Origin of the sequence: Nocardiopsis sp. SBT366 (assembly GCF_001083815.1) — a bacterium.
GTDB lineage: Bacteria > Actinomycetota > Actinomycetes > Streptosporangiales > Streptosporangiaceae > Nocardiopsis > Nocardiopsis prasina.
This window is the reverse complement of record NZ_LAVM01000109.1, coordinates 1-16,357: the sequence shown is the minus strand read 5'-3', so window position 1 is coordinate 16,357 and position 16,357 is coordinate 1. Positions and strand designations below refer to the sequence as shown.

Annotated in this window: 15 protein-coding genes; 7 read left to right on the top strand and 8 right to left on the bottom strand. The window is 71.4% G+C overall.

Annotated features, from left to right (window positions below; all coding sequences use genetic code 11):
* Positions 1-66: 66 nt before the first annotated feature.
* The 4 genes from ADX84_RS23225 to ADX84_RS23210 are packed head-to-tail and all read left to right on the top strand — an operon-like array spanning position 67 to position 3,310.
* Complete coding sequence (locus tag ADX84_RS23225; RefSeq protein WP_049579151.1) at positions 67-1,335, top strand: beta-ketoacyl synthase; 1,269 nt, start codon at positions 67-69, stop codon at positions 1,333-1,335.
* Positions 1,332-2,543, top strand: coding sequence for a beta-ketoacyl synthase N-terminal-like domain-containing protein (locus ADX84_RS23220; RefSeq protein ID WP_049579149.1), 1,212 nt, complete (start codon positions 1,332-1,334; stop codon positions 2,541-2,543). Before ADX84_RS23225 ends, ADX84_RS23220 begins: the two co-directional genes overlap by 4 nt.
* A 24-nt stretch (positions 2,544-2,567) precedes the next feature.
* A complete protein-coding gene (locus ADX84_RS23215) occupies positions 2,568-2,828 on the top strand; it encodes an acyl carrier protein (RefSeq protein WP_049579147.1) in 261 nt (86 codons plus the stop codon).
* A 5-nt stretch (positions 2,829-2,833) separates the two neighbouring features.
* Positions 2,834-3,310: an SRPBCC family protein gene (locus ADX84_RS23210; protein WP_049579155.1), complete on the top strand. Its 477-nt coding sequence runs from the start codon at positions 2,834-2,836 to the stop codon at positions 3,308-3,310.
* Between the two features lie 162 nt (positions 3,311-3,472).
* Here the strand turns inward: ADX84_RS23210 and ADX84_RS23205 are convergent, their stop codons facing one another.
* The 8 genes from ADX84_RS23205 to ADX84_RS23170 all read right to left on the bottom strand — a co-directional run bounded on the left by ADX84_RS23205 (position 3,473) and on the right by ADX84_RS23170 (position 12,900).
* Positions 3,473-4,744, bottom strand: a complete 1,272-nt coding sequence (locus ADX84_RS23205) for a Gfo/Idh/MocA family protein (protein WP_234004171.1) — start codon at positions 4,742-4,744, stop codon at positions 3,473-3,475.
* Between the two features lie 85 nt (positions 4,745-4,829).
* Positions 4,830-5,810, bottom strand: coding sequence for an ABC transporter permease (locus ADX84_RS23200; RefSeq protein WP_017542862.1), 981 nt, complete (start codon positions 5,808-5,810; stop codon positions 4,830-4,832).
* On the bottom strand, positions 5,807-6,823 hold the full coding sequence (locus tag ADX84_RS23195; RefSeq protein ID WP_049579143.1) for an ABC transporter permease: 1,017 nt from the start codon (positions 6,821-6,823) through the stop codon (positions 5,807-5,809). The genes ADX84_RS23200 and ADX84_RS23195 overlap by 4 nt, the downstream gene beginning before the upstream one ends.
* Positions 6,820-8,517: a sugar ABC transporter ATP-binding protein gene (locus ADX84_RS23190; RefSeq protein WP_234004169.1), complete on the bottom strand. Its 1,698-nt coding sequence runs from the start codon at positions 8,515-8,517 to the stop codon at positions 6,820-6,822. Before ADX84_RS23190 ends, ADX84_RS23195 begins: the two co-directional genes overlap by 4 nt.
* Before the next feature lie 70 nt (positions 8,518-8,587).
* Positions 8,588-9,661 (bottom strand): substrate-binding domain-containing protein, encoded by a 1,074-nt coding sequence (locus ADX84_RS23185; RefSeq protein WP_234004168.1) that lies wholly within the window; start codon positions 9,659-9,661, stop codon positions 8,588-8,590.
* A gap of 248 nt (positions 9,662-9,909) precedes the next feature.
* The gene (locus ADX84_RS23180) at positions 9,910-10,851 is read right to left on the bottom strand and encodes an ArsA family ATPase (RefSeq protein WP_049579140.1); all 942 of its coding nucleotides are present in this window, start codon (positions 10,849-10,851) and stop codon (positions 9,910-9,912) included.
* Complete coding sequence (locus ADX84_RS23175; RefSeq protein WP_017542857.1) at positions 10,842-11,123, bottom strand: cory-CC-star protein; 282 nt, start codon at positions 11,121-11,123, stop codon at positions 10,842-10,844. The genes ADX84_RS23180 and ADX84_RS23175 overlap by 10 nt, the downstream gene beginning before the upstream one ends.
* 4 nt (positions 11,124-11,127) lie before the next feature.
* A complete protein-coding gene (locus ADX84_RS23170) occupies positions 11,128-12,900 on the bottom strand; it encodes a carbon starvation protein A (RefSeq protein WP_049579138.1) in 1,773 nt (590 codons plus the stop codon).
* Between the two features lie 151 nt (positions 12,901-13,051).
* Here ADX84_RS23170 and ADX84_RS23165 point away from each other — a divergent pair, with 151 nt between their 5' ends.
* The 3 genes from ADX84_RS23165 to ADX84_RS23155 form a co-directional block, all read left to right on the top strand.
* On the top strand, positions 13,052-13,858 hold the full coding sequence (locus ADX84_RS23165; RefSeq protein ID WP_049579136.1) for a hypothetical protein: 807 nt from the start codon (positions 13,052-13,054) through the stop codon (positions 13,856-13,858).
* Positions 13,859-13,945: 87 nt separating this feature from the next.
* Positions 13,946-14,938, top strand: coding sequence for a small ribosomal subunit Rsm22 family protein (locus ADX84_RS23160; RefSeq protein WP_049579134.1), 993 nt, complete (start codon positions 13,946-13,948; stop codon positions 14,936-14,938).
* A gap of 64 nt (positions 14,939-15,002) precedes the next feature.
* A partial coding sequence (locus tag ADX84_RS23155; RefSeq protein ID WP_049579132.1) for a serine/threonine-protein kinase occupies positions 15,003-16,357 on the top strand: 1,355 nt, incomplete at its 3' end.

Here is a 16,357-nt window from a genome sequence, read left to right as displayed (position 1 = left end):
CCGCCACCGCCACGGAGTCCACCACCCAGCCGCGGCACTCCGCCGCGTCGGCCCAGGGGAGGTCCCATGAGGCGTGAGGCCGTCATCACCGGAATCGGGGTGGTCGCTCCCGGTGCGACCAACGCGACCGCCTTCTGGGACATGCTCACCGCGGGAAGGACCGCGACCCGTGGCATCACCCTGTTCGACCCGACGGGCTACCGGTCCCGGATCGCCGCCGAGGTCGACTTCGATCCCGTCGCGCTCGGGCTGGAACACGAACAGGCCGAACGCATGGACAGATACGCGCAGTTCGCGGCCGTCGCCACCGCCGAGGCGCTGGCGGACAGCGCCGTCCCCCTGACCGACTTCTCGCCCTGGCGCGTCGGCGTGAGCATGGGGACCGCGGTCGGCGCCACCTCCCAGCTGGACCGCGAGTACGCCGTGATGAGCCGTGGCGGCGCGGACTGGGTGGTCGACCCCGGGGCCGCGGGGCCGCACCTGGACCTGGCGCTGTCCCCGAGCTCGCTCTCGGGTGAGATCGCCGAGCGGGTCGGCGCGCGCGGTCCGGTCCGCACCGTGTCCACCGGCTGCACGTCCGGCCTCGACGCCGTCGGCTACGCGGCGCAGACCATCGAGGACGACCTGGCCGACGTGGTGATCGCCGGGGCGGCCGAATCCCCGATCTCCCCCATCGCCATGGCCTGCTTCGACGCCATCAGGGCGACGTCGGACACCAACGACGACCCCGAGCACGCGTCCCGTCCGTTCGACCGGCACCGGAACGGTTTCGTCATGGGTGAGGGGGCGGCCGTCCTGGTCCTGGAGGAGGCGTCGGCGGCGCGCCGCCGCGGAGCGCGCCTCCGCTGCCGGGTGGCGGGTTTCGCCAACCACGGCAACGCGTTCCACATGACCGGCCTGCGCCGCGAGGGGTCGGAGATGGCGCGTGCCATCACGACCGCGCTTGACCAGGCGCGCCGTCCGGCCACCGACGTGGACTACGTCAACGCGCACGGTTCGGGGACCGTGCAGAACGACCGGCACGAGACCGACGCGGTCAAGCGGGCGCTGGGAGAGCACGCCCGCCGGACCCCCATGACGTCGATCAAGTCGATGGTGGGGCACTCCCTGGGGGCGATCGGCTCCATCGAACTCGCCGCCTGCGTGCTCGCCATGGACACCGGGGTGGTGCCGCCCACGGCGAACCTGACCACCCCCGACCCCGAGTGCGACCTCGACTACGTGCCCGTGACGGCGCGTGAGCGCAGGGTCGACGTGGTGCTGTCCGTGGGCAGCGGCTTCGGGGGTTTCCAGTCTGCGGTCGTCCTCGACCGAGGGAGTGAGGTGCGGTCATGAACCTGGTGATCACGGGCCTGGGTACGGTCTCCCCGGCGGGGACCGGGACCCACGACTACTGGGCCGCGCTCGTGGAGGGCCGGTCGCTCATCGCCCCGCTCTCCGACTTCGACACCGACGGCTTCCCTGTCCGTCTGGGCGGCCGGGTGCGCGGGTTCGACCCCCTCGACCACCTGGACGGCCGCTACGTCGTCCAGACCGACGCGTTCACCTGGTTCGCGATGGTGGCGGCCGAGGAGGCGCTGAAGGACTCGGGGTTCGACGTCACGGCCGACCCCTACGCCACCGGGGTGCTCATCTGCTCCGGCGCGGGCGGGGCCGAGTTCGGACAGCGCGAACTGACCGCTCTGTACGGCAGTGGCCCCAGCCACGTGGGCCCCTACCAGTCCATCGCGTGGTTCTACGCGGCCAGCACCGGGCAGGTGTCGATCCGCAACCAGCTCAAGGGCATGTGCGGTGTCCTGGTCACCGACGAACCGGGAATGCTGGACGCCCTGGGGCAGGCGGAGCAGGCCCTGCGCCGCGGCGGCTCGGCGATGCTGGTCGGCGCCAGCGAGTCGGCGATCGGGGCGCCGTACTCCCTGGCCTGCCAGGCGGTTTCCGGGACCCTCACCGACGGCGACGACCCCGAGTCGGTGTACCTCCCGTTCACCGAGCGGACGGTCGGCTACGTCCCGGCGGAGGGCGCGGCCGTCGCGCTCGTGGAGGACCAGGAGCTGGCCAGGGCGCGCGGCGCCCGTGTCCGGGCCGTCGTCGCGGGACAGGCGAGCACCTTCGGTTCGGTCGGGGGCCACGACCCCGGCGGCGAGGGCCTCCTGCACGCGGCCCTCGGCGCGATGCGCCGTGCCGGGGTCACCCCGGACGAGGTGGACGTGGTCTTCGCCGACGCTCTGGGCATGCCCAAGGCCGACGCCGACGAGGCCACGGCGCTGCGTCAGCTCTTTCCCGACGGAGTGGCCGTCACGGCTCCGAAGACGGGCTTCGGCCGGGCGCACGCCGGGGCCGGGGCGCTCGACGTGGCCGCCGCCGTCCTGAGCCTGGAACACCAGGTCATCCCGCCCACCGCCCGCGTTCCCGATCCCCCCGCAGGGCTCGACCTGGTCGTCCGGGTGGCCCGGCCCGCCCGCCTGCGTACCGCGCTGGTCCTGTCCCGAGGCATGGGCGGCGGCAACTCCGCGGTCGTCCTCACCAGTCCGCACCACGTCTGACACACACGAGATACGAGGAGAACCATGGCGCAGGAAAAGATCACGTTGGAGGAGCTGGTGGAGCTGATCTCCACCAGTGCCGGGGTACGGACCGACACGGAGACCGCGGCGGCCCGGACCTTCGAGGACCTGGGCGTGGACTCGCTCGGTGTGCTCGGCATCGTCGCCGAGATCGAGCGCAGGGTCGGCCGCAAGCTGGGCAGCGAGGCGGAGCTGTCGCCCTCTCCCACCGCCCTGATCGCGTTCGTCAACGACGACTCCCCCGCCCTTGTGGAAGGTGTGTGACCCCCATGGCAGTGAAGCTCCAGTACAGCACCATCATCGACGCGCCCTACGACCTGGTCTGGGAGGTGACCAACGACGTGGCCAGGTGGACCGATCTCTTCCCCGGCCACGCGTCCGTGGACGTCATCCACCATGAGGGCGACACCGTCCGCTTCCGGATCACCAAGCACCCTGACGAGCAGGGCCGCGTGATGACCTGGGTGTCCGACCGCACCATGTACCGGGACGAGGGCGAGGCCCGCGCGGTGCGGGTGGAGACCGGACCGTTCGAGTACATGCACCTGCGCTGGGTGTACGAGGACCTGCCCGAGGGCGTGCGTCTGACCTGGCACTACGAGTTCACGGCGAAGGCCGACGCACCCTACGACGACACCTGGATGAAGGCGCACTTCGACGAGAGCGTGCCGAGGGAGCTGGAGGGGGTCAGGAACACCCTGGAGGCCAGGGCCCAGGCGGCGCTGGCGGATGAGCCGGTCCACTGACGGATCCGTTCCCCTCGGGGCCCTCGACCGCACCGGCCGGTGACACCGCGCCGGAGCCGAGGGTCCCGAGCCTGTTCGCGGTCCCCTCGGATCAGGAGAGGCCGATCCCGCCGTCCGGCCCCCTGGGGAAGTGAGGGCCGGACGGGCGGGGCGCGCGGGGGTTCAGACCCCGGCGCGCCACTTGCCGAGGGCGACGTCGGGCACGAAGGCGGCCAGCTGCTCCTGGGTGGCCGGGTCTGTGAGGTCGACCCGGCGGCCCTCCTGCGCCGACAGGTAGGCGGCCATCAACAGGCGGGTCACGTCCCTGCCGTCGTGGAGGTCCTCGCGGGGCTGCGCCCCGTCCAGGAAGCACTCGACCATGTGCCGGTTCTCCTCGGTGTAGCCGTAGGTCGCCGCCTCGTCGGGCACCACCGGCATGAGCCCGCCCTCGGCGTTCTGCTTCTCCACCAGGTCCTCTCCGACCCCTCCGGCGATCTCACGGCTGAGGAACACCTTCGACTCGGTGTCCAGGGTGTTGGAGGACATGGAGTACTCGGGGCCCAGGAGTTCGTAGCTGAGCCGCAGCCCCGCGCCGACGTAGCTCCACGACGTGGTGGCCTCGGCGACCACCTGGTGGCCGTCGCCGTTGACGTAGACCACGGTGGCCCTCGCGTAGTCCTCGGAGGGGCTCCTGCGGTAGTCGACCTCGGGTCCGTACCGGTTGACCAGTTCGTCCGCGTAGTGCGGGCGCGCCCACTTCAGGCAGGCGATGGTCGCCTCCACGCTGATCGGCCGCAGCCAGTCCCTGGCCTGGGTCCCCGGCGGCGTGAGGAGGTAGCGGGAGGCCTCCACGCTGTGGCACATCATGTCGTTGAGGACCCCGCCGCCCTGGTTCTCGCCCTGCCAGAACCACGCCCGGTGCGGGCCGCTGTGCTCCTCGGAGCAGCGCGCCAGGTAGGGGGAGCCCGAGGCGGAGGCCCCGCGCGCCCAGACCAGCTCGTGGGCGCGCGTCACCCCGGGCGCGAAGACCTGGTTCTCCAGGTAGCCGTGGAGCAGCCCGGCCCCCTCCACGAGCTTCAGGACCTCCTCGGCCTCTGCGACGGTGCGCCCCAGGGGCTTCTCGATCGCGATCCCCCGCAGTTCGGCCCGGCCGGAGGTCACCTCCTCGCAGATCGCCCGGACGGTCTCCAGCCGCACGTGGTTGGGGGTGGTCACCCACACCGCGTGCACGGCGGGGTCGCGCACCATCGCGCGCACGTCGTCGTAGCCGGCGGGGTCGCCCACGCGCAGCTCCCTGGCGACGTCGCCCACCTGTCGAACGGTCTCCGCCGTCCGGCCGCACACCGCCACGACGTCGGCGTCGCGCACGCCCCGGAAGGAACGGGTGTGGAAGTCGGCGATGAACCCGCTGCCGACGATGCCGACGCCGAGCCGACCGTTCACCTGTGAAGTCACGTTGGAGTCTCCCCATCGAGTTGAGCTGTACGGAGTTGGTGGTGGCCGCGGCGGTGCGGGGGGTGACCGCCACGGCGGTGGGGGGTCAGGCGCGCAGGTGTCTCTGACGGCCGTAGGCGGTGAGCACGACGATCAGCACCAGCCCGAAGAGGATCTGGCGCGGCGCGTCTCCCCACTCGCCGCCGCCGATCTGCATGGTGCGCAGCAGCGCGCTCAGAACGGTGAGCAGGATGGCGCCGACGATGGTGCCGAGGTAGCCGCCGACCCCTCCGATCAGCGCGGTCCCCCCGATCACGACGGCCGCGACGCTGTTGAGCATGTAGTCGGCGCCCAGGTTCGTGTAGACGTTCTGGGAGTAGCCGAGGAGCAGCAGTCCGCCAACCCCGGCGAACAGGGAGGACAGCACGTAGGCGCTGAACCGGATCGCGGAGGGGTTGACCCCGGACAGGTGGGCCGTGGTCCGGTTGGCGCCCACCGCGTAGAGCCGCCACCCGAACGCCGTGCGGCGCAGCAGCCAGATCACCACGACCGACAGCGCGAGCCACAGCCACAGGACCCCGGGGATGCCGAACACCGTGTCGCCGGTGACCAGCTGGTTGAGCAGGGGCGCCGCCGATCCCTCGGGGCGGCCGCCGGTGTAGAGCCGGATGAACCCGGCCACGACCGCGATCATGCCCAGGGTCATCACCAGGGGTGGCACCCGGAACAGCAGGACGCCGATCCCGTTGACCACCCCGATCACGCAGGCCGAGCCCAGGGCCACCAGCACCGCGAAGAGGAAGCCGTCGTTGCTGCCGTCCATGAATCGGGAGGCGACGATCGCGGACAGGGTGGCCGCCGAGCCCACCGACAGGTCGATGCCCTCTCCCCCGGCGATGATCACCAGGGTCTGGCCGATCGCGATCACCCCGAGGAACGAGGCGACGGTCAGCGTGGTGACGATGTGGCCCCACGAGGCGAAGGCGGGCGAGTAGAAGCTGGCCACGACCCACAGCAGCAGGGTGACCACGCCGGAGATCACCACCGGATCCCTGGTCAGGCGGCGCGCGGTGAGGGTGGTGGTCATCTTCTGCCTCCTGATGCTCCGGACGCCGATCCCTCGCGGGCGGTGAGGAGCCCGGCGAGCGCGATCGCCGCGATGATGACGCAGCCGTAGACGAACTCACGGGCGTTGGTGGGGACACCGGCGAAGAAGACGAGCCCCTGGATGAGGGAGAGCACCACCGCGCCCACCAGCGCTCCGCCGACCCCTCCGGAGCCGCCCCGCAGCCGGGTGCCGCCGATGACGAGCGCGGCGATCGACCCGAGGGTGAGTTCGGTGCCCAGGGTGGGATCGCCCGCCCCGGCGTCGGCCAGCAGCGCCACCCCGGCGAGGGAGGCCACCATGCCTCCGAGGGTGTACGACAGCACGCGCACCCTCGAGACCGGGACGGCGGAGGTGTAGGCGGCCTCGGCGTTGCCGCCCACCGCGTACAGGTGCTGTCCGTAGCGGGTCCCCCGCAGCATCCGCCAGCTGAGGAAGAGGACCACGAGCAGCACGGCGGGGATCGGCACGTACATCGCCAGGACCATCCGGTAGGTCCCGGTGAGGAGCGGGGAGACCTGGCCGCCGGGGGACGGCAGCACGAGGAGGGCCAGCCCGCCGAACACCGAACTCGTGGCGAAGGTCGCCACGATGGGTTGCAGCCGCAGGACCGCCACCACGAGGCCGTTGAACAGGCCGCAGGCGGCGCCGGTGGCGAGCCCGGCGGCCAGGGCCAGCGGCAGGCGGGCGTCGTCCCCCTGCATGAGCACCACCGACACCGCCGAGGACAGCGTGACGATGGTGCCGATGGACAGGTCGATCCCGCCGCCGAGCACGATGATGGTCTGCGCGGCCGCGATGGTGGCCAGTGGCAGGAAGGTGGCGAAGCTGGCGCTGAGGCCGTAGGGCGAGAAGAACCCGGGTTGGAGGATCGCGGAGGCCGTCACCGTGACCAGCAGGAGGAGGCCCACGGCGAGGGCCGGCATGTGTACGGACATCACGGACCGCACCGGACCCGGCAGGTCCTGTGTTCCGGTGCCCCTCAGGAGGTTCATGCTCCGCCCTCCTCGGCGTGACGCGGTTCGGGGTCGGGGAGTTCGGTCGTGTGGCCCTCGCGGGCGGCGGCGACGTCGGCACCGGTGACGTGCATGGCACTGGCGATCAGGGTGTCCTCGGTGAGCCGGTCACCGGACACCTCGTCCACCACCCGCCCCTCGAACATCACCAGTACGCGGTCGCAGACCTCGACCAGTTCGCGGTCGTCGCTGGAGCCCACGATCACGGCCGCGCCGGACGCGGCCAGCTCGGCCACCACGTCGAACATCTCGGCCTTGGCACCGACGTCGATGCCCTTGGCCGGGTCGTCCATCAGCACCACGGCGGGTTCGGTGGGGAACCACTTGCCGACCACGATCTTCTGCTGGTTGCCGCCGGAGAGCGTGGAGACCGGGTCGTTCAGGGAGCCGTAGCGGGTGTTGACGCGTTCGGCCACCGCGCGGGCGGCCGCGACCTCGCGGCGCCTCGACAGGCCCACGCCCAGGAAGGCGCGGCGGCCCACCGAGGGCAGGGCGAGGTTCTCCAGGATGGGGCGGCCCAGGGCCAGGCCCTGGGTGCCCCGGTTGCCGGGTACGTAACAGAACCCGGCCCGGACGGCCTGCTTGGGCGAGCGGGCGCGCACCGGGGTTCCGTCCAGCAGCACGGTGCCGCCGGTCCGGCGGCCGGCGCCGAAGAGGGCGGCCATCAGTTCGGACTGCCCCTGCCCCTGGAGTCCGCCGAGCCCCAGCACCTCACCCGCGCGGACCTGCAGGGAGACCCCGTGGAGACGGTCACCGGTCAGGTCCCGCACCTCCAGTCGCGGTGGAGCGGCGGGGTCGGTGTCCTGGTCCTTGGCGGCCGTTGCGGCCGGGGCGGTGTCGGTCCCCGAGGCGGGGGTCTCCACTGCGGGAGTCCCCGCTTCGGAGCTCTCCGCTGCGGGGGTTCCCGACCCCCGGGTGCCCGACGGCGCGGCGCTCGGGCGACCCGACATCAGTTCCAGCAGTTCGGCCTCCGGGGTCCCGGCCACCGTCACCGTGGCCACGTCGGTCCCGTTGCGCATGACCGTGGCGCGGTCGCACACGGCGTAGATCTCCGCCAAGCGGTGGGTGATGAACAGGACCAGCACGCCGCGCGCACGGAGTTCGTCCACGACCTCGAAGAGCACCTCCACCTGGCCGCGACGCAGCGAGGCGGTCGCCTCGTCCAACACGAGCACGCGGGGATCGCGGACCAGCGCCTTGCACACCTCGACGACCTGGCGCTCCCCGGGGTCGAGGTCGCTCACGCGTTCGCGGACCGGCACCCTGCCGCCGAAGGCCGGGGCGAACCGCTCCAACCACGGCAGGGACCTGGCCAGCGCGGCGCGGCGGTCGCGCAGCCCGAACCGGGAGGGCTCCACGCCCAGCACCAGGTTGTCCAGCACGGTGAAGTCCTCGACCAGCGACAGCTCCTGGTACACGGAGCTGATTCCGGCGGTCAGGGTGTCGCGGGGGCCGCGCGGCCGGAGAGGTGCGCCGTCCAACCGCACCTGACCGGCGTCCGGGCCGACCACCCCGGTGAGCACCTTCAGGAGGGTCGACTTGCCCGAACCGTTGGGTCCGAGGACGGCGTGCACCGTCCCGGAGTCGGCCTCGAAGTCGGCACCGTCCAGCGCGGTGACCCCTCCGTAGCGTTTGCGCACACCGCTCATGCGCAGAAACGTCGGTGAGTCCACGAGTTCTCTCCCTGCTCCTGTCCGTTCGCGGCCTCCGCCACGGGTGGGTACGCCCGGCTCCCCGCGCGGACTACTCGAAGTAGGCGTCGGCCTCCTCCGGCGTGAGCGCGTGGTCCACGGCGTAGGCGTCGTTCTCGTCGGAGACCTCGGCGAAGCGCTCGTCGAAGGTGTCGTCGGTGATGGTCTCCGGGATGGGCAGCCAGGCGTTGTTGCCGTCGAGGCCGTCGGAGGTGAACTCCTCGCCCTGGAGCATCCGGATCACCACGTGCAGGGCCGACACCGAGACCGACGGCGGGTTGGGCACGCCGATGCTGGTGTAGTCGCCCTCCGAGCGCAGGGCGTCCCACTCGCGCATGTAGCCCACGCGCGCCTCACCGGTCATGACGACGTCGTCCACGAGGCCCTCGGCCTGCAACGCGCGGAAGGCGCCGAGCGCCATGCCGTCCTGGACGAACACGCCGTCGACGTCGGGGTTGCTGGCCAGCAGGTCGCGGGTGACGGTCTGGCCCTGGTTCTGGTCCCACTCGGCGTAGTCGTTGGCGACGACCTCGACCCCGGCGGCGTCGAAGACCTCGCTCGCCCCGGACCAGCGGTCCTCGTTGGCAGGGTGGCCGTCGATGCCGTTGACCGCGATGATCCGGCCGCCCTCGCCGACCTCGTCGGCCAGCCACTGGGCGGAGAGGGAGGCCCACTCCGCCTGGTCGATGACCACGTTGACGACGTTCTCGGACTCCACCGCCTGGTCGATGGCGACGATCTGGATGCCCTGTTCGGCGGCCTCGGCGAACACCTGGTCCAGCGCGGTGGGCGAGTTCGGGTTGACGATGATCGCGTCGACGTCCGAACGGATGAGGTTGCGGATCTGCTGGATCTGGCCGTTGATGTCGACGTCGGCGCTCTCCACGACGAGCTGGTCGACGATCCCCTCGGCCTCGTACTCGCCGAAGGCCGTCTCCAGCTCGGACAGCATCTGCTCGCGCCACTCGCTGCCGATGAAGCCGTTGCTGACCCCGATCGTGAACGGGCCCTCGGCCTCGCCCGATCCGCCGCCGCTCTCGGGGGTGCTGCACGCCGTGGCCAGCAGCGTTCCGGCCACGGCGACGGCGCCTAGCGCCATCGAGCCGCGCCAACGTCGCCCAAGCATGTTGCGATGCATCGTCGAACCCATCGGGGGGACCTCCATCCTGTGAGCTGAGTCACGAATCTACGCATCCTTGTGGCGACCGTCAATAACCTTTTTGATGGCAATCGACAAAAGTCTGCGATGATCCGATCTCTGTTAGCGCAAAAGGACGGAGCGTGGCCGGGAACCCGGGGAGGTTCCTGGGAAACGGAGGACGCCCCCGGCGTTGCCGGGGGCGTCAGGGTCGGGGTCAGGCGGCGGAGTGCTGGTCAGCCCAGCCTGGCGACGAGGGCGCGCAGGGCCTCGGGGCCGATGGGCTCCGAGGCGCTCAGGGGCAGCTCCACCGTGCCGTGCGCGGCGAAGCGGTCCCGGACGGCGCCCAGGACCTCGGGGTCCGCGTCCTCCGGGACCTGGTTGACGATCACCCGGCCCAGCCGGAAGCCCGTCCGCACGAGCTGGGCCGCGGCACGGTCCGTCTCGGCCAGCACCATGCGGCGCGGCACCAGGACGAGCCGGACCTGCGCGTCCTCACGCAGGCGCGCGGCGGCCCGTTCGAGCTTGCGGCGGCGGGCGTGCAGCTTCTCCAAGAGGGGATCGTCCGGGGCGCCGTCGCCATCGCCGCCCACCACTCCCACAGCGAATCGATCGGCGTCCACGGCCCGCTCACGCTGGCGCACCAGCCCCTGGACCCACGGGGTGAGCAGTTCGGGCAGGTCGAGCAGGCGCAGCAGGTGGCCGGTGGGGGCGCTGTCCACCACGAGGCGGTCCCACGTGCCGGGCACCTCCTCCATGGCGTCCATCAGCAGGTCGGCCAGGGCCGACTCCGCCATGCCCGGACCGGCGGCCGCGTGGTCCAGGTGGCGGGTGACGGCGGGCAGGATCTCCCGGGGCAGGGCCGCGCTGGCGTCGTCCCCGATCCTCCTGACCCTGCGGCGCAGTGCGGCGTCCGCGTCGGGTTCGCGGGCCCACAGGTTCTCGCTGACCCGCACCGGGCGGTCGCCCAGGGGGAGGTCCAGCGCGTCGCCCAGCGAGTGCGCGGGGTCGGTGGACACCAGGAGGGTGCGCAGCCCGGCGTCGGCCAGGCCCAGCGCGTGCGCGGCGGCCATGGTGGTCTTGCCGACCCCGCCCTTGCCGCCGAAGAAGACGATGGGGGCCTCCGAGGGTTCGGAGGCCACTCGCTCACGGCGTTCTCGGCCGAACCTCAACAGCACACCCCCGGTCCGCCCAGATCGTCCCGCCCCATGCGCTGGTGCCACTCGTGCAGATCGGCCACCATGTACGGGATGAGGTCGAGGGTCTCATAGGAGACGGGCCCCTCCACTCCCAGGGTCTCGAGGAGGAGAAGGGCCCGCAGGGTGTCCTCCTGGGTGCGCGCCTCCCTGCGCAGTTCCTGACGCCAGCGCGAGGCGAAGACCTCGTCGTGGAAGGCCTCCAGCCGTTTCCAGGCGTCACGTACGCGGGAGAGCGCACCCGTCGGGTCCACGTTGTTACTTCTCCTTCACGTCGGGGGCGGTGTCCTCGGACGGGGCCGCCCCGGTGTCGTCGGCCTCGGGGAGCTCACCGGCCCGGCGGGCGGCGAAGGCCTTGCGCAGGGCGAGACCGGCCTCGACGACCAGCCAGATCGCCAGGGCGAAGATGACGAAGTCCAGCGGGGCCAGCAGGAACAGGTCGATCAGCGAGTCCGACTTCAGGAACGCGACCAGGTTGACGATCAGCGCCCACGAGGTCATCACCAGCAGGAAGAGCAGCGGGATGAGGATCGCCAGCGGGTTGCGCCCGCGCTTGGTCACCCACACCGCGATCACCGCGAGCGCGAGCCCGGCGGTGAGCTGGTTGGTGGTGCCGAACAGCTGCCACAGGGTGCCGAAGGCGAAGTCGCCCGGGATGAGCGCCAGGCACAGCGGGACGATCGAGGCGACCAGGGTGGCCGCGGTGAGGTTGCGCGCCAGCGGACGGAAGCGGATGATCTCGGCGATCTCCTGGACGATGTAGCGCTGGAGGCGCACACCGGTGTCCATGGTGGTGGCGGCGAAGCTGACCACCACGACCACCGCGAAGATGACGCCGATCTCCAGCGGGACGCCGATGTTGTTGGCGAACTGGCCGACACCCTCGACGAAGTTGCCGGTGGCACCGGCGGACGCGGAACCGAAGTCGCTGTAGAGCCCGCGCCAGTCCGCCAGCGGCGAGGCCGAGGCGGCGACGACACCGGCGGTGCAGGCCAGGATCGAGCAGACCGCGAGCGTGCCCTCACCGGCCGCGCCCAGGTAACCGACCATCCGGGAGTCGGTCTCCTTGTCGATCTGCTTGGCCGTGGTCCCCGACGCCACGAGGCTGTGGAAACCGGAGATGGCGCCGCAGGCGATGGTGACGAACAGCAGCGGGAACCAGGGCGGGGAGCCCGCGGGGATGTCGCTGTTGATGACCGGGGCGACGATCGTGTCCCAGCCGACGATCACACCGAGGCCGATGACCACGAAGGCCAGCATCATCTGGTGCAGGTTGATGTAGTCGCGCGGCTGGAGCAGCATCCACACCGGGATGCGGGAGGCCACGAACGCGTACACGAACAGCAGGATGACCCACACTGTGTTGGGGGTCATCCCCATGGCCTCGGAGACGCCGGTGATGTCGATCGGGTACATCACGCCGAGCGGGATGCACACGTAGACCAGGGCCAGCGCGATGATCGACGGCACCAGAGCCGCGGTGCGTCTCTTGTAGACGATCTGGCCGACCGCGATCGCCAGCGGGATCTCGATCAGCACCGGCAGGACTGCCGCCGGGTAGTTCACGAACAGGTTCGAGATGACCACCGCGAACACCGCGTTCACCATGGTCAGCAGGAAGAAGATGATCACCAGGAAGAGCGTGCGGGAACGCTTGCTGATGACCTCGCCCGCGAGGGTGCCGATGCTGCGGGCCTTGTGCCGGACCGACACCACCAGGGCGCCGAAGTCGTGCACACCCGCCGCGAAGACGGTGCCGAGCAGGATCCACGCGAGCGCGGGGCCCCAGCCCCAGAAGACCGCGACGGCCGGACCGACGATGGGCGCGGCACCCGCCACCGAGATGAAGTGGTGGCTGAAAACGATGTGACGATTCGTCGGAACGAAATCGACGCCGTCCTTGTAGGTGTGCGCCGGGGTGATGTACCCGGGGTCGAGCGCGTACACCTTCTCTGCCAAATATCGCGAATAGTAACGGTAGCCAACGGCAAACACCGCCACCGACGCGAGTAGGACTAGGGCTGCGGGCATGGCCGAGGCCTACCTTTCACGCTCCGGGTCCAAGTCGTCACCGCGTCCCCTCTGTCCGTGCTCGTCACCTGGGGGGTCGCGGCCGATTCGGAGTATGGGTTAAAGTCACCAGAAATTAACATGCGGCATTCCTCACATATAAGGCCTGACCTTGACTGACCTGATCACGGTTTGGCAGCGATCCACCGTCGCCGAACTCTCCTGGACCACGTCTTCCGGCCCTTCGGGTATTCCCGTGGTTCCACTCATGTGGCGTGACACCCCGTGTGTCGCCCTTCCCTACTCGATGGCCGGGACCGCCCTCTCGCTCAGGGGCCGGACCGCCGCCTTCAGCGTGAGCGCGCAGGACGCGGGGGGACGTTCGGCCGTGGTGGGGACCGGCCCGGTCGAGGTGGTCGAGGACCTCGACGGCTCCGAGTTCGTGGAGCACCTGGTGGAGCAGGAGGCGATCAAGCACCCGCCCACACGGCTGCGCGCGGACAGCCTGATCGCGCGCCGGGAGAACTGGTGGTGGGTGCCGCGCCTGATCGTCTCCCTGACCTCGGTCGAGGAGCAGCGCGAACTGCACCCCCGCACCCGCGCCGAGGACGCCCTGCTGGTGCGCGACCGCTCGGGCCGCCCTGAGGTGGAGGTGGTCACGGCCAAGGAGTGGTCCAGCAGCGGCGGCGTCACCCTGTGGGCGCGTGGCGGCGCCCCTCTGGAGGGAAGCGGCGAACCCGCCTTCGTGTTCGCGCACCAGTACAGCCCGGACTTCGAACGGTGGGAGCGGTGGTCCCGGAGCGGCCTGCTCACCGGCGATTCCCTTGACGTCACCGACGCTGAGGGCGCCCCCATGGGGGATGCCCCCTCCGGCCCCCTCAGCCCCTACGGCCTGCTGGACCGCCTCTCCAACCACCGTTCCCTGGCCCGCACCTGCCGCTCCGCCATCGCCAAGGCCGAGTCCCGACGAGCCACCTGACCCTTGGGCCGCGCTCCGCTCACCGCCCGGTCCGGGTGGGGGCGGCGCATAGAATTCCCCGGTAACGCCGGACGAGAAGAAACGCGCATGGGGAATCTGAACAGCGAACTCTTCGCGGCGATCGACAGTGTCGCCAGCGGGGCCAACGAACACGCGCTGGCCACGTCGGTCCAGGAACTCATGAAGAAGTACCGGGGCAGGGTCGACCCCCAGGACCTGGTCCTGGCCTCGGACACCGACGTCGTCGCCTACGCCGCCTATCGGCTCCCCGCCACCTTCACCGCCGCGGAGGCCGCCTTCGAGACCGCCGCCGCCTCGATGCCGGGGTTCTCCCCCGCCACCCACCTGGACGTCGGCGGCGGCATGGGAGCCGCCGTGTGGGCCGCCTCCTCCGCCTGGCCGTCCCTGCGCTCCACCACCGTGCTGGAGCAGTCGGCCCCCGCCATCAGCCTGGGCAGGCGGATCGCCCGCAGGTCCACGGCTCCGGCGGTCAGCGGCTCGGGGTGGGAACGCTTCCGGCTCACCGGCGCGGTCCCGGACGGCCCGCGCGTGGACCTGGCCACCATGTCGTACGTGCTCAACGAGCTCACCCCGCAGGTCCAGGAGGAGGTCGTGCGCTCCCTGGCCAAGCGGGCCAGGACGGTCGTGCTGATCGAACCCGGCACCCCCGAGGGGTACGCACGCGTCATCTCAGCCCGAACGCACCTGCTGGCGGAGGGGATGACCATGGCCGCGCCCTGCCCCCACAGTGGAGCCTGCCCCATCGCTCCCGGCGACGACTGGTGCCACTTCTCCGAGCGGCTCAACCGCTCCGGCATCCAGCGCAGGCTCAAGTTCGGCACGCTGGGGTTCGAGGACGAGAAGTTCTCGTTCGTGGCCGCCACCAGCGATCCCGTGGACCGCCCCGCCAACCGCGTCCTGCGCCACCCCCAAAAGCGCAAGGGCCTGGTCTCGCTGAGCCTGTGCACCTCCGGCCCCGGGATCGAGGAACGGGTGGTGTCCAAGCGCCAGGGGCAGACCTACCGCGCGGCCCGCAAGGCCGAGTGGGGCGACGCCTGGCCGGAGGACCCCGGCCGCTGACTGTGCCCGGGGGCGCGTCCGTTACGCTGCGGCGAGCGCCCCCCGAGTCTGGAATCGAAGCCCTGTGGAACCGCTGCACACCGACGACCCCCGAGAGCTCGGACACTTCCGACTGCTCCGACGCGTGGGCGAGGGCGGCATGGGCGTCGTGTTCCTCGCGGTCTCCGGGGACGACCTCGCCGCGGTGAAGGTCATCCGCCCCGAGTACGCCGGGGATGACGAGTTCCGCGCGCGCTTCGCCAGCGAGGTCGACCTCGCCCAACGGGTCCGCGGCCCCTACACCGCCCGGGTCCTGTCCGCCGACACCGACGGCCCGCGCCCCTGGCTGGCCACCGAGTACGTCCCCGGGCCCTCCCTGCACGACGCGGTGCGCGACAGCGGCCCCTTCCCCGAGGACTCACTGCGGGCCCTGGCGGCGGGCCTGGCCGAGGCCCTGGCCGCCATCCACGGCGTGGGGCTGATCCACCGCGACCTCAAGCCGAGCAACGTCCTTCTCTCCCCGCGCGGCCCGCAGGTGATCGACTTCGGGATCGCCCGCGCCGCCGACGCCACCCAGCTCACCCGCACCGGGCAGACCCTGGGCACCCCCGCGTACATGTCACCGGAGCAGGCCGTGGGGTCGGTCGTCGACTCCCGGAGCGACCTGTTCTCGTTCGGTGGGGTGCTGCTGTTCACCGCCACCGGCCGCCAGCCCTTCGGCACGGGCAACGCACCCGCGCAGCTGTACCGGGTGGTCAACGAGGAACCGGACCTGACCGGGGTGCCGGACGCCCTGCGGCCACTGGTCACGGCGTGTCTGGCCAAGGACCCCGGCGACCGGCCGAAGCTGGGCACCGTCCTGGCCGAACTGGCCGGGGCGGCGCTGCCTCGGGGCGACGAGGACCCCACAGAGTGGTTGCCCGAGTCGGTCGCCACCAGGGTCCTGCGCACCATCGCCGACACCAGGATCGTCCCGACCCTGGCCGTGACCGGCGAGCTGGCCGCGCAGGAGGCCCCGGCAGTCGTCCCGACGGCCGTCCCCACGGTCGAAGCCTCCGGAGAGGTCCCGGAGGCGGATTCCGCCGAGGAACCCAGGGAGTCCCGGGCCGAGGACGCCGACTCGGCACGGGATCAGCCGGAGACGCTTGAACCGGAGCCCGAACCGGAGCCCGAACCGGACGAACCCGGGAAGGGCGTCGCGAGCGGCGCCGGGACCCCCGCCTCGCCTGCGAACACCGCCGAGCAGGTGCCGTCCCCGGAGGAGCCCGGCTCGTGGGGACCCTGGAAGGTCGGCGCCGCAGCCGTCGTCGCGGTCGCCGTCGTGGCGTTGGTCGTCAACAGTGCGGAGCAGAGCGCGCCACGGGACTCAACCCCGGGGAGCGTCCAGACGGGTGAGTCCAGCCCCACTCCCACCCCCACCCCTGTCTCTTATACACATCT

Coding starts and splice junctions, on each gene's coding strand:
- ADX84_RS23160 (WP_049579134.1), top strand. CDS start 13,946: ATGGGGAATCTGAACAGCGAACTCTTCGCGGCGATCGACAGTGTCGCC.
- ADX84_RS23220 (WP_049579149.1), top strand. CDS start 1,332: ATGAACCTGGTGATCACGGGCCTGGGTACGGTCTCCCCGGCGGGGACC.
- ADX84_RS23195 (WP_049579143.1), bottom strand. CDS start 6,823: ATGAACCTCCTGAGGGGCACCGGAACACAGGACCTGCCGGGTCCGGTG.
- ADX84_RS23200 (WP_017542862.1), bottom strand. CDS start 5,810: ATGACCACCACCCTCACCGCGCGCCGCCTGACCAGGGATCCGGTGGTG.
- ADX84_RS23170 (WP_049579138.1), bottom strand. CDS start 12,900: ATGCCCGCAGCCCTAGTCCTACTCGCGTCGGTGGCGGTGTTTGCCGTT.
- ADX84_RS23185 (WP_234004168.1), bottom strand. CDS start 9,661: ATGCTTGGGCGACGTTGGCGCGGCTCGATGGCGCTAGGCGCCGTCGCC.
- ADX84_RS23225 (WP_049579151.1), top strand. CDS start 67: ATGAGGCGTGAGGCCGTCATCACCGGAATCGGGGTGGTCGCTCCCGGT.
- ADX84_RS23215 (WP_049579147.1), top strand. CDS start 2,568: ATGGCGCAGGAAAAGATCACGTTGGAGGAGCTGGTGGAGCTGATCTCC.
- ADX84_RS23210 (WP_049579155.1), top strand. CDS start 2,834: ATGGCAGTGAAGCTCCAGTACAGCACCATCATCGACGCGCCCTACGAC.